The sequence below is a fragment of the Rhodococcus sp. BL-253-APC-6A1W genome (assembly GCF_012843405.1).
In the GTDB taxonomy this organism is placed as follows: Bacteria; Actinomycetota; Actinomycetes; order Mycobacteriales; family Mycobacteriaceae; genus Rhodococcus.
Genome location: NZ_JABAFB010000003.1, coordinates 105126 through 121461 on the forward strand (window position 1 = coordinate 105126; position 16336 = coordinate 121461).

General features: G+C 67.2%; 15 protein-coding genes and 1 pseudogene. 10 read left to right on the forward strand and 6 right to left on the reverse strand.

The features are described 5' to 3' along the window. Nucleotides 1–16 precede the first annotated feature (16 nt). Nucleotides 17–784 (forward strand): SDR family oxidoreductase, encoded by a 768-nt coding sequence (locus HF877_RS05130; protein ID WP_169620103.1) that lies wholly within the window; start codon nucleotides 17–19, stop codon nucleotides 782–784. 59 nt (nucleotides 785–843) lie between these two features. Here HF877_RS05130 and HF877_RS05135 read toward each other — a convergent pair whose 3' ends face one another. Beyond that, nucleotides 844–2211, reverse strand: coding sequence for an acetamidase/formamidase family protein (locus tag HF877_RS05135; RefSeq protein ID WP_169620104.1), 1368 nt, complete (start codon nucleotides 2209–2211; stop codon nucleotides 844–846). 238 nt (nucleotides 2212–2449) lie between these two features. Here HF877_RS05135 and HF877_RS05140 point away from each other — a divergent pair, with 238 nt between their 5' ends. Further along, on the forward strand, nucleotides 2450–3265 hold the full coding sequence (locus HF877_RS05140; protein ID WP_206036637.1) for a MerR family transcriptional regulator: 816 nt from the start codon (nucleotides 2450–2452) through the stop codon (nucleotides 3263–3265). A gap of 32 nt (nucleotides 3266–3297) precedes the next feature. Continuing rightward, nucleotides 3298–4152, forward strand: a complete 855-nt coding sequence (locus HF877_RS05145) for a hypothetical protein (RefSeq protein ID WP_206036638.1) — start codon at nucleotides 3298–3300, stop codon at nucleotides 4150–4152. A 272-nt stretch (nucleotides 4153–4424) separates the two neighbouring features. On the opposite strand, the pseudogene HF877_RS05150 reads toward HF877_RS05145, so the two are convergent. The 3 genes and pseudogenes from HF877_RS05150 to HF877_RS05160 all read right to left on the reverse strand — a co-directional run. Continuing rightward, nucleotides 4425–4703: pseudogene (locus HF877_RS05150) on the reverse strand (SOS response-associated peptidase family protein); the annotation flags it as partial. Between the two features lie 186 nt (nucleotides 4704–4889). Next, nucleotides 4890–5663, reverse strand: a complete 774-nt coding sequence (locus HF877_RS05155) for a hypothetical protein (RefSeq protein ID WP_169620105.1) — start codon at nucleotides 5661–5663, stop codon at nucleotides 4890–4892. A gap of 116 nt (nucleotides 5664–5779) precedes the next feature. Next, complete coding sequence (locus tag HF877_RS05160; protein ID WP_169620106.1) at nucleotides 5780–6397, reverse strand: hypothetical protein; 618 nt, start codon at nucleotides 6395–6397, stop codon at nucleotides 5780–5782. 166 nt (nucleotides 6398–6563) lie between these two features. Here HF877_RS05160 and HF877_RS05165 point away from each other — a divergent pair, with 166 nt between their 5' ends. After that, on the forward strand, nucleotides 6564–7145 hold the full coding sequence (locus tag HF877_RS05165; protein WP_296550256.1) for a sugar O-acetyltransferase: 582 nt from the start codon (nucleotides 6564–6566) through the stop codon (nucleotides 7143–7145). Between the two features lie 11 nt (nucleotides 7146–7156). Here the strand turns inward: HF877_RS05165 and HF877_RS05170 are convergent, their stop codons facing one another. Together HF877_RS05170 and bioB are read right to left on the reverse strand one after the other, a co-directional pair. Further along, nucleotides 7157–7357, reverse strand: coding sequence for a hypothetical protein (locus HF877_RS05170; RefSeq protein ID WP_206036753.1), 201 nt, complete (start codon nucleotides 7355–7357; stop codon nucleotides 7157–7159). A 1-nt stretch (nucleotide 7358) separates the two neighbouring features. Beyond that, the gene (bioB, locus tag HF877_RS05175; protein ID WP_169620108.1) at nucleotides 7359–8372 is read right to left on the reverse strand and encodes a biotin synthase BioB; all 1014 of its coding nucleotides are present in this window, start codon (nucleotides 8370–8372) and stop codon (nucleotides 7359–7361) included. A 121-nt stretch (nucleotides 8373–8493) separates the two neighbouring features. Between bioB and HF877_RS05180 the strand changes: the two genes are divergently transcribed. From HF877_RS05180 to HF877_RS05205, 6 genes are read left to right on the forward strand one after another with little or no spacing between them, the layout of a single operon-like run. Next, nucleotides 8494–9120 (forward strand): TetR/AcrR family transcriptional regulator C-terminal domain-containing protein, encoded by a 627-nt coding sequence (locus tag HF877_RS05180; protein ID WP_169620109.1) that lies wholly within the window; start codon nucleotides 8494–8496, stop codon nucleotides 9118–9120. A 42-nt stretch (nucleotides 9121–9162) separates the two neighbouring features. Beyond that, a complete protein-coding gene (locus HF877_RS05185; protein WP_169620110.1) occupies nucleotides 9163–10473 on the forward strand; it encodes an SWIM zinc finger family protein in 1311 nt (436 codons plus the stop codon). Beyond that, nucleotides 10470–11894: a DUF5691 domain-containing protein gene (locus HF877_RS05190; RefSeq protein ID WP_169620111.1), complete on the forward strand. Its 1425-nt coding sequence runs from the start codon at nucleotides 10470–10472 to the stop codon at nucleotides 11892–11894. The genes HF877_RS05185 and HF877_RS05190 overlap by 4 nt, the downstream gene beginning before the upstream one ends. Further along, a complete protein-coding gene (locus HF877_RS05195; RefSeq protein WP_169620112.1) occupies nucleotides 11891–12991 on the forward strand; it encodes an AAA family ATPase in 1101 nt (366 codons plus the stop codon). The genes HF877_RS05190 and HF877_RS05195 overlap by 4 nt, the downstream gene beginning before the upstream one ends. Beyond that, complete coding sequence (locus HF877_RS05200) at nucleotides 12970–15183, forward strand: DUF5682 family protein (protein WP_169620113.1); 2214 nt, start codon at nucleotides 12970–12972, stop codon at nucleotides 15181–15183. The genes HF877_RS05195 and HF877_RS05200 overlap by 22 nt, the downstream gene beginning before the upstream one ends. Then, complete coding sequence (locus HF877_RS05205; protein ID WP_169620114.1) at nucleotides 15180–16331, forward strand: VWA domain-containing protein; 1152 nt, start codon at nucleotides 15180–15182, stop codon at nucleotides 16329–16331. The genes HF877_RS05200 and HF877_RS05205 overlap by 4 nt, the downstream gene beginning before the upstream one ends. Nucleotides 16332–16336: the final 5 nt, after the last annotated feature.

Genomic DNA, 16336 nt, shown 5'->3' on the forward strand with positions numbered 1-16336 from the left:
TGTCTAGGCTCGTCGCATGAGCAGACCCAGCGTGTTCGTCACCGGTGCCGCATCCGGAATCGGACGGGCCACCGCACTGCAGTTCGCGCGACACGGCTACCGCGTCGGCGCTTTCGACGTCGACGTGGCGGGATTGCACAGCCTCGCCGACGCGCAGCCCGACATGGTCACGGGCATTCTCGACGTCACCGACGCCGACGCCTGGGCCCGTGCCCTGTCGGAGTTCTGCCCGGACGGTCGGCTCGACATCCTCGTCAACAACGCCGGCATTCTGTCGTCCGGTCCGTTCGAGGACACTCCGGCCGAACGGCACCGCCGGATCATCGACGTCAACGTCACGGGCACCGTCCTCGGATGCCACAGTGCCTTCGAGTATCTGCGCCGCACCCCGGGCGCGCAGGTCGTCAACCTCTGTTCGGCGTCGGCGATCTACGGGCAACGCGACCTCGCCACGTACAGCGCTTCCAAGTTTGCGGTGCGCGGTCTGACGGAGGCTCTCGAACTCGAATGGGGCCCGCACGATATTCGGGTGTTCGCGTTGTGGCCGCTGTTCGTCGAGACCGCGATGACGCACGACATGAACGTCGGTGCCGTCCGCACGCTGGGCATCCACCTGACTGCAGACGATGTCGCCGCCGAACTTTACGAGGCGACCCGCCCGGGGCGTGCCTGGGGCCGGGTGCACCGTGCGGTGGGATGGCAGGCACGAGTGCTCGCGACGGTCGCGCAGTGCTCACCGGCAAGGCTCAACCGGTTGGTCAACAAGTGGGTGACACGCCGCTGACAACCGGTCGAGAGCAGGATCGGCATCTCGTCGCGGTAGATCTCGGCGATTGGCAATGATCAGCTGAAATGATCCTTGTAGATCTGCCCGTGAACGCCCACGGTCCGGTCGACCACCTGCGACACCGTGAAGTCGGCCGCTGCCGAGAGATATGCGTACGCGGTCGCGCGGTCCATGCCCTGGTCCTTTTCGAGGAAGTCCAGAGCATTGACGACAGCCCTCCGCATCGCAACATTGAGGTCACTGCCCTGACCGTCGATCGCGCCGTCGGGGTCGGACAGCCCGATGGGGATCCAAGACTCGGTTGTTTCCGCGAACGGGTAGCCGTAGGCGACACTCGGTGCATCTCCCGATCCTGGTTTGCAGACGGTCAGTCGGAAGGTCCCGCGCAGTGAACCTTCCATTGCGGTGAGCGCCACTTCACCGTCCCCCATCGCCATGTGCGGGTCACCGACGTAGAAGAGTGCGCCGGGGGCGAAGACGGGTAGGTAGAAGGAGGAACCTTCGCCCAGCAACCGGATATCGATGTTGCCACCACCCAGTGTCGGCGGAATCGAGTTCGAGTTGGGTGAGGTCGGATCGGCGTCGGTGGAAAATGCGACGCCCATCATGCCCATGAACGGGCGGAGCGGAAACTGGACGCGAGAGTTCTGCCCGAAGGGCATGACCCCCAGCCCGTTTTCGATGGTCGTGAAGACCGATACGTTGCCGTGCGAGGTGGGATCGGCACCGGTTCGCCCGTCTGTGGAGACCGGTGGCATCACCTCGGCGATCTCGATACCCGCGGGTGCGCCACCGTCACCGGTCCTCGCAAGCGCACCCTTGCCGTGCCGACTGGAGACGACACCGTACGGAACTCGGGGGATGATCTCCAAGGTCTCGATCTTGAGGACATCGCCGGGTTCGGCACCTTCGACGAAGACCGGTCCGGTGACTACGTGGGGTCCATCCTTGCCGAAATCACGTGGTGTGCGGTTGTATTCGGCGGCGATCGCCGCAGCGTCCTGGAGCACGTCGCCGGCGGCGACACCTTTCGTACCGAAGTAGTCGATGGGGTTGCGGCCCTGGTCTTCGAGTATTCCCTCGTGGGAGACGGTGTCGATGGTGATTGTCTGTCCCGACCTCATCTGGACCACCGGACTGGTGTGCACATTCGGCACGTAGCCCCAGAGCACTTCGTCGGGGAGCGATCCCAGGTATATGTCGCCGGACCGGTCACCTTGGCCCGGCTGCAGGATCGGAATCCCGCCCGCATACGGCAGAGCAGGTGAGGAAACTGTCGGTCCCGCTGATGCGTCCGAGCACGCCGCGGCTGCCCCTGCCACACCCACGCCGGCACCGACCGCTACCACGCTCTGAATGAAACGGCGACGGCCGAGACCCCTCGTGAGAAGTTCTGCCGCATTCCGTGAGAACTGTTCAGGCACAATGAGCCTCCGGTCGGTGTCGGAGCGACCAGGCTACCGAGACCATGTTTCGTCCCCATTGCAGCCCGGTTCACAGAACACGCGGGGTTGTTCACGGGCCAACAGGTTTGAAACAAAGAGAACAGCTACAGACCCGCAGCTGGATGCGTGGTCGTCGTGCCCGGCGACTCCTCGAAAGCGCCGGTGTGGGCAGGGGAACCCTTGACCTTGACCTTGCGTCATAGTTGAGACTTGATTCATGCGAATAGGCCAGCTCGCCGAATTTGCCGGCACAACGACGCGGACCGTGCGGCACTACCACCGACTCGGCCTGCTGAACGAGCCGCGGCGTCGATCCAACGGCTACCGTGAATACACCCTCACCGACGCTGTCCGCTTGATGCGAATCCGCTGGCTGGCGACCAGTGGAGTTCCTCTCGGGTCGGTCGCCGCCATCCTCTCCGACGAAAGATCGAGTGAAGACGAACGCGACGTCGCCGCGGACCTTCGGGCTTTGATCGCCGGCATCGAGAAGGAACAGAACATCCTCGCACGCAAGAAGATGCAGCTCACCGCGATGCTCGCCGAGGTTGATCGCGGCAATCCGATCTCAGCGCTGCCCGCGGGACTGGCCACGGCCTTGTCCGACGCCATCGACGGCGCTCCGTCCGTCGAGGTCGGTTCGGCTCTTCGGCTGGACCGGGACCTCGTCGAAGTCCTCTCGATGTCGGGGAGCGCGCCCGAGTTCCTGCTCACGGGCTACGAGGCAACGATGATCGACGACCTCCGGCGCGAGCGGTACCTGAAGCTACTTGCGCACTGGTCACAACTCGAAGGGTGCAGCCCGGACTCGGTCGAGTCGGAGATCGATGCACTCGCAACCCGACTTCTCGAGTTCTTCGATCAACAGCAGATGGGGATCATCGAGCCCTCCGACGGTGCCGACGAGGAGGGTGGCGGGGTTGCCGGGACTTTGGCGCTCGACGAACTGATTCCCGACCCCGCACAACGTGAGGTCATTCTCCGGGTGCAGCGAGAACTGTTCACCCGGTCCTCCAATCCGGAGGACATCTGATGGTGATCGACCGGATACGACGATTCGAACGAGTGACGCAAGTGGTGACGGCGGTCGTTCTCGTTGTCGACGCCACCTTGTTGGTGGCCGGTGTGATCAGTACGCGTCAGGCGGTGCTGTTGTTCGTGGCAGTGGAGGTTCCTCTCGGGTGCGCGGTGATCATCGCGTTTCTCCTCGCGATCGTGATTCAGTGCCGCAACGGTGCCGGGCTTCGGGACGCGGTCGCGACCGCGCTCGGCCATTCTCCGATCCGGTTGTTCATCCGCGCCGAGATCAGGGCGTACCGAGCGCTGTGGCTGTGGATCCGTGGACGTCATTCGGAAGTCGAACCGGGCGCGACCGTTCTCGGTGCGCACAAAGGAACGCTCGTGCTGCCGGTGGCCTTCGCGGTCGCAACCGTCGTCGAGATCGTGGTGCTGCATCTGCTTCTGCCGTGGATGTGGCTTCGAGTGAGCCTCGCGGTCGTCTCGGTCTGGTCGATGGTCGTGCTGTTCGGCTACTTGGCGATTCATCGCACCAACCCGCACTACCTGACCGACACGTCGCTTGTTCTCCGTCAATCCGGCTCGGTGGTGGCTGTTGTCGATCGGGTCGACATCGAATCGGTCACCGTCGGCCGCCGCTTCACCGAGACCGCGCCGGCAATCAAGGACGATCGCCTGTACCTCCCCAACCCCGACGGGACGAACGTCGATCTGACTCTTGCCCGCCCGGTCCCCGCTCGACTCCCCGCTCTCCTACCCTCCCGGCGAAAAACCGAAAAGATCAGTCGCATCAGCGTGTACGTCGACGAACCGACCCGGATGCGCACAATGCTGACCCGTCGTGATGACGAATCCGCCGCAACGTCCGATACGTCGAATCGCCGGTCAGCGACTCGGGACTGAACGCCGGCCGACGCGACTTTCGCCGTCACCTCACACCCGGTCGAGCGGTTGCGCTGCAGCCAGGTTGGCGGCCAAGTATCCGAAGGCGGTCGGAAGATCAGCGACGACGCCGACATGATGCTCGAGCACTTCAAGCATCCGGCCGGCAGTGGATGCACCTGCAAACTCGTGCCGAAGGTACCTCGAATCGGCTCCGAACCGCTTGTGGGCACGCTTGGCAGCTCAGAAGCCTACCCACATCGCCAATCGACGAGTCACGGGCAGATAATGCTCGTGATCGTCTCCGACCGGGCGTTGATCATCCGCGACCCGATCTTCGGATCCTTCGCCCACGACGGCAAACCCCATGTGACCTGGGAGTTGACCATTCGGACAGGTTAGGCACCGGGTTCGTCGCGGGGCGCGCGTTCGAGCACCACGTTCACCTGCTGTGTCGGGGCGACGTTGTACGACGGCGGCAGCTCCTCCCCCACCGCCGCGGCCGCGTCATACACCGCGAGCAGATCACCTCCAGTGCTGGGGGAAGGCAGATATCGGGGTGGGACTTGCATATCGTCCACACACGATCAGACCTCCGCCCTCGCAGGTACACCACAAACGCTAGTCGTGACCACCGACGGCTCCCGAGAGCTGGGAAGAGAACAGGGCGTTGAACTGCATTGATGACACGTCCCTGCGTGTCGCCGCAGTCGGTTCGCCAGCTGGTTCTCTCATCGATCAGCTTTACATGCTGTGCTTCAACCACCGCTCGGCACCAAGCACCCGAAGGGTGGACGGGTCGAGTATCGCGTCCCACCGGCTCCCGCTGAATCCGGTCGGAAGGTGGATCGAGAAGGCCAGCACCCGACCGGACTCACACAAGCGTCGAGATATTCGTTATGTCCGTACACATCCCAGTACTTCGCGTAGTACGACACCGGGCGTTTGGACTTTCGTTCCCGCGCGCTCTGTGCGTCGATGAGCGTTGTGAACACCCGGAATCCGGCCCGCGCACGGTAGTCGAGCAGATCTATGCGAAACGCTTCGAGCGGGCCCGGCCACGGCCCCTGTCCCATCACCTCGACGATCTCGTCCACCTGAACGGTCCGCTCCTGGGGCTCCTCGGCGCGCTCCGGTGCCCGATAGGTCCCGGTCGAGTCCGAGGCCGCCGTGAAGTCCTTGAGACTCAGATTGCCTAGCAACAGGTTGGAGGCGACAGAGGCCACCGCGTCCGCGGAGACCCGCAGTCTGCTCGATGGTTTAGCGGCGGCGATGATCAGAAACGGATGCTCCAGGTCCTCGATGGTCCGCTCGTCCGCCACGGCAACGAACAGATAGCCCGGATCGTCCTCGTTGAGGCGGGCCAACAGCTCGTCCACATCCACACCATCGAACTCCGGGCCTTCGACGACAGTCAGCGGATCGGTGCGCTCAGACCCGACACCCAGTGCCCCCTGCACGATCTCGGTCCACACTTCGTCGTTGCTGTACTCGAGCCGGAACAAGGGAAACTCAACGTCGGGGAAGGACACAGCACTCTCCATTCTGCAAGGGCATCACACGGACCACAAAACACGATGCCGTTCGTGGCGACAATTATTAATCCTCGGTCACCACGAACGGCATCTGCATCAAGCCGCAGTGAATATCAGCTCAGTGTGAACGATCCCACCTGCGTTTGCCCGTCCTCGTCGAAAAGCGGAACAGTTCGTCCAGCGTTCGCACCGGCGCTGGCTTCCTCTGGATTCGCAGCAGGAGCCTCGACCAAATCAGACTTGCGAACGAAACCCAGTGTCGTCCCGTCATCTCCGATCGCCGCTACCAGGTCCGGAAGGTCCGCCTCCGTCGTGGCTGACGCACCAGATCCATAGGTGAGGCCATCCGCGTTCGTGCCGCTGGGGATCGACGCCGGGGTGACTTCGGGTTCAGTGGTCGAGCTGCGGGCTGCCGCGGGTTCCCACCACAGCGGATCGGTCGGGAACGTCAGTGCTTCCTTGTAGGTGCTGGTGCCGTCCCACACTGCGGTGAATCCATGGCTGTTGTACCAACCAGCTCCACAGGTGTTCGTCGTGCCGTATGTGAACTGAGCGACCGGCCCGGTGTTGTACCTGTAGGTGGTCGCTTCACACAACGCTCCGCTACTGAACAACCGCGCCCGTACACCGATCTCGCCACTGGGGACGGTCTGGCCGAATGATGAGTAGATCTTCGATTCTGCCCTCAGGTTCGGGGAATTGATGATCGTCGAGGTATTCAGAAATATCACCCCAGCACTATTGGATCCGGCCGGGCCAAAAGCAGAATGCCCACCGGACGGACGGGATGGCGGGCGCGATATTCCCGTAGAGCACGCTCGGCGCGGTCGGCAGCGTAGCTTTCACGTGTGGACCTACCGATGTCCGTGTGAATCTCACGGTCGAGGAAGGAGCGATGTGACAGGTCAGAAGCAACGCATGCTGGCGGGCGAACTGTATATCGCGGACGACCCCGAACTCGTTGCCGACGCGTCGCGCGCAGCGGAACTGAGCGAGAAGTTCAATTCGTCGAGCGTCACGGATCCCGCAGCCCGGCGAGCGATCTTGGCGGCCCTGGTCGGATCATTGGGCGAGGGTGCCGAAGTGCGCGCCCCGCTGTATGTGGACTACGGATACAACATCACGATCGGGCCGCGAACCTTCGTCAACTTCGGAGCGGTCATGCTGGACGTCGCGCGGATCTCGATCGGCGCCGATGTGCAGATCGGACCCAACGTCCAGTTGCTCACACCCACCCACCCTCTCGATGCCGAACTGCGGCGCGCGAAATGGGAAGCTGCCGAACCGATCACCATCGGCGACAACGTGTGGCTGGGGGGCGGCGTGATCGTCTGTCCCGGAGTGACGATCGGCGAGAACACTGTTGTCGGGGCCGGAGCGGTGGTGACGCGCGATCTGCCGCCGAACGTGGTGGCTGCGGGCGTGCCCGCCCGCGTCGTCCGGCAGGTACCACCTTCCTCGCCGGATTCGGACCTCTGATCGCCTTCCGGTCAGCGTTGCTCGTTGCGGGACGAATCGATGATGCCGTGGCGTGAACACCGCGCCCACCATCCGTCGGGGATGACCTGCACGACCATCCGCCGACCACACAGCGTGCAGTACCGGGGTGGTTCGAGACCCAGCCGAACTCCCCGGCGGCTCTCGACCTCGAGACCGTCGACGAGTTCGGCACCGGTGTACGCGTCGAACACGTCAGATACTTTCGCCGAGTGCCTTGATCGGCATCCGCAGATCGACGAGCAGGTCGAGGTCGGTTTCGGCACGACGCCCGAGGGTGGTGAGGTAGTTGCCGACGATGACGGCGTTGACGCCGCCGAGCATGCCCTGCTTCGCACCGAAATCACCGAGGGTGATTTCGCGGCCGCCGGCGAACCGGAGGATGGTGCGCGGCAGGGCGAGCCGGAATGCCGCAATCGCCTTGAGTGCCTCGGTGGCCGGGAGCACCTCCCGATCCGCAAACGGCGTGCCGGGCCGCGGATCGAGGAAGTTCAGCGGCACCTCGTCGGGTTCGACCGACGCGAGGTCAGCCGCGAATTCTGCTCGCTGCTCCAAGGTTTCGCCCATCCCGAGAATGCCGCCGCAGCACACCTCCATGCCGGCCTCTTTCACCATGCGGAGTGTCTCGAATCGTTCCTCCCAGGTGTGGGTGGTGACGACGTGGTTGAAGTACGAGCGCGCGGTTTCGAGGTTGTGGTTGTAGCGGTGGACGCCCATGGCCGCGAGTTGGTCGACCTGGTCCTGGGTGAGCATGCCGAGGGAACACGCGACCTGGATGTCGACCTCGTTGCGAATCGCCTCGACGCCGGCGGCGACCTGGGCCATCAACCGCTCGTCGGGGCCGCGCACGGCGGCGACGATGCAGAACTCGGTGGCGCCGGTCTTGGCAGTCTGCTTGGCGGCTTCCACGAGCGACGGGATGTCGAGGCGCGCGGCGCGCACCGGTGAGGCGAACAGGCCGGACTGGGAGCAGAAGTGGCAGTCCTCGGGGCAGCCGCCGGTCTTGAGGCTGACGATGCCTTCGACCTCCACCTCCGGTCCGCACCACGCCATGCGGACGTCGTGCGCGACGTCGAGTAGTTCCTCGAGCCGGGAGTCGGGCAGGCGGAGCACGTCGAGCATCCGGTCGCGGTCGAACCCGACCCCGCCCCGGAGTACCTGGTCGCGAGCGAGGTCGAGGATGTCGGTGCGAGCGGGCGCCTGGGTCACTGCGTCTCCTGACATGAGAAAACTTGAACGGTGTTCAATTGAACGGCGTTCAGGTTAGGTGGGGGGTCCGATACTGTCAACGGGAGGCCCAGACACAGCGGGACGGACAGGAGCGGACACGGTGCAGTTGCGACGCGGCGACGTTCTCGACGGCGCCATGGCGATCCTCGACGAATACGGGCTCGGCGACCTCACAATGCGCAAGCTCGCCACCTCGCTCGGCGTTCAGCCCGGCGCGCTGTACTGGCATTTCCCCAACAAACAGACTCTTCTCGGCGCGATGGCCGACCGCATCCTCGACGGCGTCGACGCGGAACCGGACTCCCCCGACTGGGACGATGCGCTCACCGAACTCGCCCACCGGTTGCGCTCCGCTCTGCTCGCCCATCGCGACGGCGCCGAACTCGTCGCATCCACCTACGCGTCGCGGCTGACCACTTCCCGCGCCCGCGATGCGTTCGTCGCCGCGGCGCAGCGCGGAGGGCTTTCCCGCGCGCACGCCGAACTCGCCGGTTACGCGCTGCTGCACTATGTACTCGGCCACACCGTCGACGAGCAGTCCCGCGCGCAACTCGCCGAACTCGGCGCGCTGACGCGGGGGCCGGTATCGCCCGATGTCGCGACGGAGACGGCGCCGACCTCGGACGACGATCTCCTCGACGGTGATCCCGCCATCCGTTTCGACTTCGGCCTGACACTCTTCGTCGACGGCATCCGGAGGCGTTTGAACACCCGTGCCACATCCTGACGATTCGGTCGCTGTCGGAACCCTGCCGTACGTTCTCAGGACGTGACAAGCCCCTGGCCCCCCGATCGGATCGCTGCCGCCGCACCTGATCCGTCCTCGCTGACCGCTGCGCGCGGACTGGTGTCGGGGTGGATCGATACGGGGCGGCAGGACGGCGCGCTCTGGGGCGAATGCCGCGGCCGGGGCACCGCTGTCTACCGCACCGCGATCGACCTCGACGGCCCCGCCTACACATGCACGTGCCCGAGCCGGAAACTCCCGTGCAAGCACGCACTCGCCCTGCTCATGCGCTGGTCCGACGGCATGGTGCCGAAGGCTGACCCACCCGGCTCGGTCACCGAATGGCTCGCGTCACGCGCCGCGCAGACCACTCCCCCGGATGAGCCGGGCGACGAACCCGCAAAGGCTCCCGATCCGGCGACCGTCCAGCGCCGCGCCGAGCGCGCGGCCGCCGGGCTCGACGAACTCGACCGCTGGCTGACCGACCGGATCCGCAGCGGTCTCGGTGCCGTCGACCACGGGTACTCCACCTACGACGACATCGCGGCTCGCATGGTCGATGCGCAGGTCCCCGGCGTCGCCTCGACACTGCGCGCTCTCGCCGGGGTCGTCGCGACCGAGGTGGACTGGCCCGCCCGGGTGCTCACCGAGTACGCGCGTCTGCATCTGCTGGTGGTCGCGTACCGGCAGATCGACGACCTGCCCGACCCTCTCGCGCGGTCGGTGCGCACCCACCTCGGATTCCCCACCCGCGCCGACGACGTGCGTTCCGAGCCGCCCGTCCGCGACCGATGGCAGGTACTCGCGACCCGCATCTCCGAGGACAGCCGACTGTTCACCCGCAAGGTGTGGTTACGTGGCCGCGACACCGGACGCTGGGCGATCCTTCTGGATTTCTCCCACGGCACCGCCCGGTTCCCCGACGCGACTCCCCCGCCGGGCATGCTCGTCGACGCCGACCTGCATTTCTATCCCGGTGCCGCACCGCTCCGCGCGCTCGTCGGCGAGCGGTACGCCGATCCCGAACCGTTCACCACGCTGCCTGCCTCCTTGCCCGGGACCGCACCGGATTTCGATGCGGCACTCGACGAGTACGCCCGTGTGCTGGGCGCCGACCCGTGGATCCGCTCGTGGCCGATGCTGCTCGACAGCGTCGTTCCGGTCGGATCGGACGGGTCCTGGCACCTCGTCGACCGGCACGGTCGCGCGCTGCCGCTCGGCGGTGACGACGACACGCGGTGGCGACTACTCACGGTCGCGGGTGGCCACCCGCTGACGGTATGCGGAGACTGGGACGGTACCCGCCTGGCACCGGCGTCGTTGTTCACGGCAGGACAGGAGTTGTCACTGTGACGGAGACCTTCGAAACCCTGTCGACCGCGGCGCTGCTCGGCACAGCCCGCTCGGCACCGGCAACGTCGACGCTGCACACCGCGGACGCGGCGACGGCGCTGACCGGCGATCCGGCTTCGCGTCTGCTCGCGGCCGCCGCCCTCGAGTCCGCGTTCCTCACCGCCGCGACCCTCCCCACGGTGCGCACACTGCCGAGCCCTGCCCCGGACGACGACCGCCTCACGCTCCCACCGGCGGCAGCCGAGCGGTTGCGTGGACTGCTCGTCGTCCGCTCGCCCCTTCTTCCGGAGTGGTTCGCGCTCGCCGAGCGGTTCCGGGCACCGCACGAGATCGTGGTGGATCTGCTGTGGTTCGCCGCGCCCGACACCCCACACCGCGAGCACCTGCTGCGCCTCGCCGGCGCCCGCGGCCAGTGGGTGGCGGCGCTCAACCCGGAGTGGTCCCACCTCGTCACACCCGACCCGGCCGACGAACGACTCTGGCTGCACGGCTCGCCTGCGCAGCGCCGCCGATGGTTCGCGGTGGCGCGGGCCGCCGACCCCCATGCCGCCGCAGCGCGACTGACGGCGTCGTGGTCGTCGGAGACGGCGGCGCAGCGAGCGGCGCTGCTCGAACTGCTGACGAACGGCCTCGGCGAGCACGACGAAGCCTTGCTCGAGCACGCGCTCGACGACCGCAGCCGCAAGGTCCGCGCGACCGCCCTCGGGTTGCTGCGCCGCCTCCCCGACTCCGATTTTGCCGAGCGGATGTCCCGGCGGGTGCGGGAGTGGACACGCGTCGACGACGGCGATCTCGTGGTCGAGGTCCCGGACCGACTCGACGCGGAAGCGCTGCGCGACGGCGTGGACGAGGGCGCCTCCCGGCCGGGTGGTGTCGCGATGCGCCGGCTGACGACGGTCGTGTCCTCCGCTCCTCCGTCCGCGTGGCAGCACATCGCTCCGACCGCCCGGCAGGTACTCGGGTACCGCGTCGGCGAACCCGCACGCGAGGCGCTCGACGCGGGCTGGGCTGCGGCCACTGCCCTGCATCGCAACGGAGAATGGGCCGCCGCACTGCTGCGCCGCGACGGCACGGTCGGTGCCGACGTCGCGCAGGCGCTGCCCCGCCCCGTACTGGTGGCGCATCTGCACGACTCGGCCGGCCGCGCCCTGCTCGACCCCGACCTGCTCGGCGCTCTCCCCGCGCCGTGGCCCCGGGATCTGGCGGAGAAGGTACTCATCGCGCTGTACGGCGATGAGGGAACCGGCGTCCGCTCGTTCCGGACGATCCTCGCGCTGATCGCGCATCGCGCACCGTTCGAGCTCACCGAACTGCTCGCCGACGCCGCGAACCGCACCGACCACCTCGACCGGCTGAACCTGTTCGCGACGGCCGCCGACACCTTGACCCTGCGCAAGACCCTTCACGAGGAGCTGAGTTGACCGACGCCGTTTCCGAACCAACGCTGTTGCGCCCCCATGCGGAGCAGCAGTACGCGCACGAACTCGCGGCGCTGGCGCGGCTCGACGACCGGCCCCGCCCGCCGTCCTGGCACCTGTCGCCGTGGGCGGTGGTGACGTACCTGCTGGGCGGCGAACTGTCCGACGGCACCGTCGTCAGCCCCAAGTATGTGGGCCCGCGACGTCTGATGGAGGTCGCGGTGGCCACCCTCGCCACCGACCGCGCCTTGTTGCTGCTCGGTGTCCCGGGTACCGCCAAAACGTGGGTGTCCGAACATCTTTCCGCTGCGATCAGCGGGTCGTCGACCCGACTGGTCCAGGGCACGGCCGGCACGTCCGAGGACTCGGTCCGCTACGGCTGGAACTACGCGCGACTGCTCGCCGAAGGACCGTCTGCGGACGCGCTCGTCCCGTCGCCGATCATGACGGCGATGCGCGACGGTGCCATCGCCCGCATCGAGGAACTCACCCGCATCCCCGCGGACGTGCAGGACGCCCTCATCACGATCCTGTCGGAAAAGACGCTGCCCGTCGCCGAACTCGGCATCGAAGTGCAGGCGAGCAAGGGCTTCAACGTGATCGCCACCGCCAACGATCGCGATCGGGGCGTCAACGAACTGTCCTCGGCGCTGCGACGACGATTCAACACCGTGGTGCTCCCCCTGCCCGCCAGCGAAGAGGACGAGGTCGCGATCGTGACCCGTCGCGTCGAACAACTCGGAACCTCGCTCGAACTCCCGAAGATCCCTGCTGCCGCCGAGGAGATCCGGCGCGTGGTCACTGTGTTCCGGGAACTGCGCCAGGGTGTGACCACCGACGGACGCACCAAACTCAAGTCGCCGTCCGGCACCTTGTCGACCGCCGAAGCGATCTCCGTGGTCACCGGTGGGCTGGCGCTCTCGGCGCACTTCGGTGACGGAGTCCTGCGCTCCACCGACATCGCCGCGGGCATCCTCGGGTCGGTGGTGAAGGACCCGGTCGCCGACCGCGTGGTGTGGAACGAATATCTCGAGGCGGTCGTGCGGGAGCGTCCCGAGTGGGCGGACTTCTATCGCGCATGCCGGGAGATCACCGGGTGAGCGACGGCGCCGAAATCCGGGTCTTCGGCATCCGGCACCACGGGCCGGGGTCGGCGCGGGCGGTGCTGCGCGCCCTCGCGGAGTTCGAGCCCGACACCGTCCTGATCGAGGGACCGGCCGACGCCGATCCGTTCCTCGCCCTTGCCGCATCCGACGAGATGCAACCGCCGGTCGCGCTGCTCGCCTACGTGCGCGACGAACCCGCGCGCGCGGCGTTCTGGCCGTTCGCGGCGTTCTCGCCGGAGTGGCAGGCATTGCGCTGGGCGATCCTGCACGACGCCGACGTGCGCTTCTGCGACCTTCCGGCGGCAGTATCGTTGGCCGCGGACCGTTCTCCGGAATCTGCGGAGCGCACCGACCCGCTCGCGGCGCTGGCGTCCGCGGCGGGTTACGACGACTTCGAGCAGTGGTGGGATGCCGTGATCGAGCATGCCTCGGCGGAGGAGGAGTCGGGGGCCGGAGCGTTCGACGAGATCACTGCGGCGATGGCGGCCTTGCGCGCCGACGTGGAACTCGACGAGCACACGGCGCGCCGCGAAGCCCACATGCGGCAGGTGTTGCGCACGGCCGTCAAGGCCGGTGCCCGCAACATTGCCGTCGTGTGCGGGGCGATGCACGCGCCCGCCCTGAGCGGCCCGCTCGGTCCGGCGGCGCCGGACGCGCGCGTGCTCAGAGGTCTTCCGAAGGTGAAAGCGGCGCTCACGTGGGTGCCGTGGACCCATTCGCGGCTCTCTGCCGCGTCCGGCTACGGCGCCGGCATCACCTCGCCCGGCTGGTACGACCACCTCTTCCGCTACCCGGACGACACGACCGCACGCTGGTTCACCCGCGTCGCGCGGGTGCTGCGCGAGGAAGACCTCCCGGTCTCGAGCGCGCATGTCATCGAAGCCACCCGCCTCGCCGATACGCTCGCGGCGCTGCGCGGCCGCGCTGTGCCCGGTTTGGCGGAGGCCGTCGAGGCCACCCGTGCGGTCCTGTGCGACGGCGACGAGGTGCTGCTCGACTTCGTGGCGCGCACACTCGTGATCGGAGAAGCACTCGGCGCGGTTCCCGAGGACACCCCGACGGTTCCGCTGGACGCCGACCTGCAGGCGCGCTCGAAAAGCCTTCGGCTCAAACGCGCCCCGATCGCCAAGAAGCTGGACCTCGACCTCCGCAAAGATCTCGATCTGCAACGATCCCGCCTGTTGCACAAGTTGTCGCTGCTCGGGATCGAGTGGGCGCTACCGGCCGAGAGCGCGGTGCGTTCGACGGGAACGTTTCGCGAGACCTGGTCGCTGCAATGGGATCCGGAACTGGCGGTCGCCATCGTGGAGGCGTCCCGGTGGGGCACCACCGTCGAGGCCGCCGCATCAGCCACGGTGCTCGACCGCGCCCGGACCGCGGGCACCACGCTCGGCGAGGTCACCGACCTGCTCGAACAGGCATTGCTCGCGGATCTGCGCGACGCGGTGCCCCAACTGGTCACTGCGATCGACGCGGCCGCCGCGCTCGATCACGATGTGCTGCATCTGATGTCGGCACTCCCGTCGCTGATCCGTACGGTCCGCTACGGCGATGTGCGCGGGACCGATCTGTCCTCGCTGGTGCATGTCGCCGATGCGGTCCTCGCTCGCGTCTGCGCGGGCCTGCCGTCCGCCGTCACCGGGCTCGACACCGACGCCGCCGACACGGTACGAAACGCCGTCGACGAGGTGCACACGGCTCTGGCATTGCGCGACGATCCCGGCGCGACGGAACGCTGGCTCGACACGCTCGCTTCGGTGTGCGACCGCGACGATGTCGACGGCGTGCTCACCGGCCGGACGGTCCGGATGCTTCGCGATGTGGGGAGATTGGACGAACGCGCGACCGCTGTGCGGGTCGCCCGCGCGTTGTCGGTGGGGTCCGCGGCGGCCGCGAAGGCACGCTGGATCGACGGATTCGTCGGCGGTGGAGGGCTGCTGCTCGTGCACGACCGCGATCTGCTGTCCCTGATCGACACGTGGGTGTCGGATCTGCGCTCCGAGGAATTCGTCGACGTCCTGCCCGTGCTGCGACGCACGTTCGGTTCGTTCGCACACGGGGAACGCAGCCTGCTCGGCCGGGCTGTGCGAGGGGGCCCCGAGCACCGCACCTCTGCGGCACTCGACGCCGAACGCGGCCGTCGCGCAGTCGCGGCAACCGCCTTGATTCTGGGGGTCCCGGCATGACAACGGATTTCGACGAGCGAATGCGGCGCTGGCGACTTCTCCTCGGCGATGCCGCGGAAGAATCCACCACCGCGCTGGGCGCGGGAACCGATTCGGCGATGGACGCGGCCCTCGCCGCGTTGTACGACACCGACGCGGACGGGACCGGAGGACCGCGCAGCGGCGGACTGGGCGCCTCGGCCCCGAAGGTCGCACGCTGGCTCGGCGACATCCGCACGTATTTTCCGACGACGGTCGTGCAGGTGATGCAGCGCGACGCGGTCGACCGCCTCGGACTCGACAGGCTGCTGCTCGAACCGGAACTGCTCGACGCCGTCGAACCCGACGTGCATCTCGTCGGCACCCTGCTGAGCCTCAACAAAGTGATGCCCGAGACCACCAGGGCGACAGCACGAGCAGTCGTCGGAAAAGTCGTCCGTGAGGTCGAGGAACGCATCGCCCAGCGCACCCGGACCGCGGTGTCGGGAGCCCTCGACCGATCGTCCCGGACCTCGAATCCGAAAACTCGCGACATCGACTGGCACCGCACGATCCGCGCCAATCTGGCGCACTACCAACCCGACTATCGCACCGTGGTTCCGCAGCGTCTCGTCGGCTTCGGACGACGCTCCCAGGCGGTGCAGCGGGACGTGGTGCTCGCCGTGGACCAGTCGGGATCGATGGCGTCGAGCGTGGTGTACGCGGCGGTCTTCGCTGCGGTGCTCGCCTCGATGCAGGCGCTGCGTACCTCCCTCGTCGTCTTCGACACCGCCGTGGTGGACCTCACGGGCAAGCTCACCGACCCCGTCGACGTGCTGTTCGGCACGCAACTGGGCGGGGGCACCGACATCAACCGGGCGATCGCCTACAGCCGGACCCTCATCACGCGCCCCACGGACTCGCTGTTCGTGCTGATCTCCGACTTGTACGAGGGCGGCATCCGGGCCGAAATGCTCTCCCGGGTGCGCGAGATGCTCGCCGCCGGGGTCCAGGTGGTGGTGTTGCTCGCGCTATCGGACGACGGCGCTCCGGCGTTCGACCGGGACAATGCGGCGGCGCTCGGCGCTCTGGGCGTGCCGGCGTTCGCGTGCACCCCGGACCGTTTCCCGGACCTGCTCGCACTCGCGCTCGAACGTGGCGATATCGGTCGATGGGCACAGTCGATGTAACTCGG

What these genes read in the sequence shown, in the direction of transcription:
- HF877_RS05140 (WP_206036637.1), top strand. Translation starts at nt 2,450, where the DNA reads ATGCGAATAGGCCAGCTCGCCGAATTTGCCGGCACAACGACGCGGACC.
- HF877_RS05200 (WP_169620113.1), top strand. Translation starts at nt 12,970, where the DNA reads ATGCCGGGAGATCACCGGGTGAGCGACGGCGCCGAAATCCGGGTCTTC.
- HF877_RS05130 (WP_169620103.1), top strand. Translation starts at nt 17, where the DNA reads ATGAGCAGACCCAGCGTGTTCGTCACCGGTGCCGCATCCGGAATCGGA.
- HF877_RS05205 (WP_169620114.1), top strand. Translation starts at nt 15,180, where the DNA reads ATGACAACGGATTTCGACGAGCGAATGCGGCGCTGGCGACTTCTCCTC.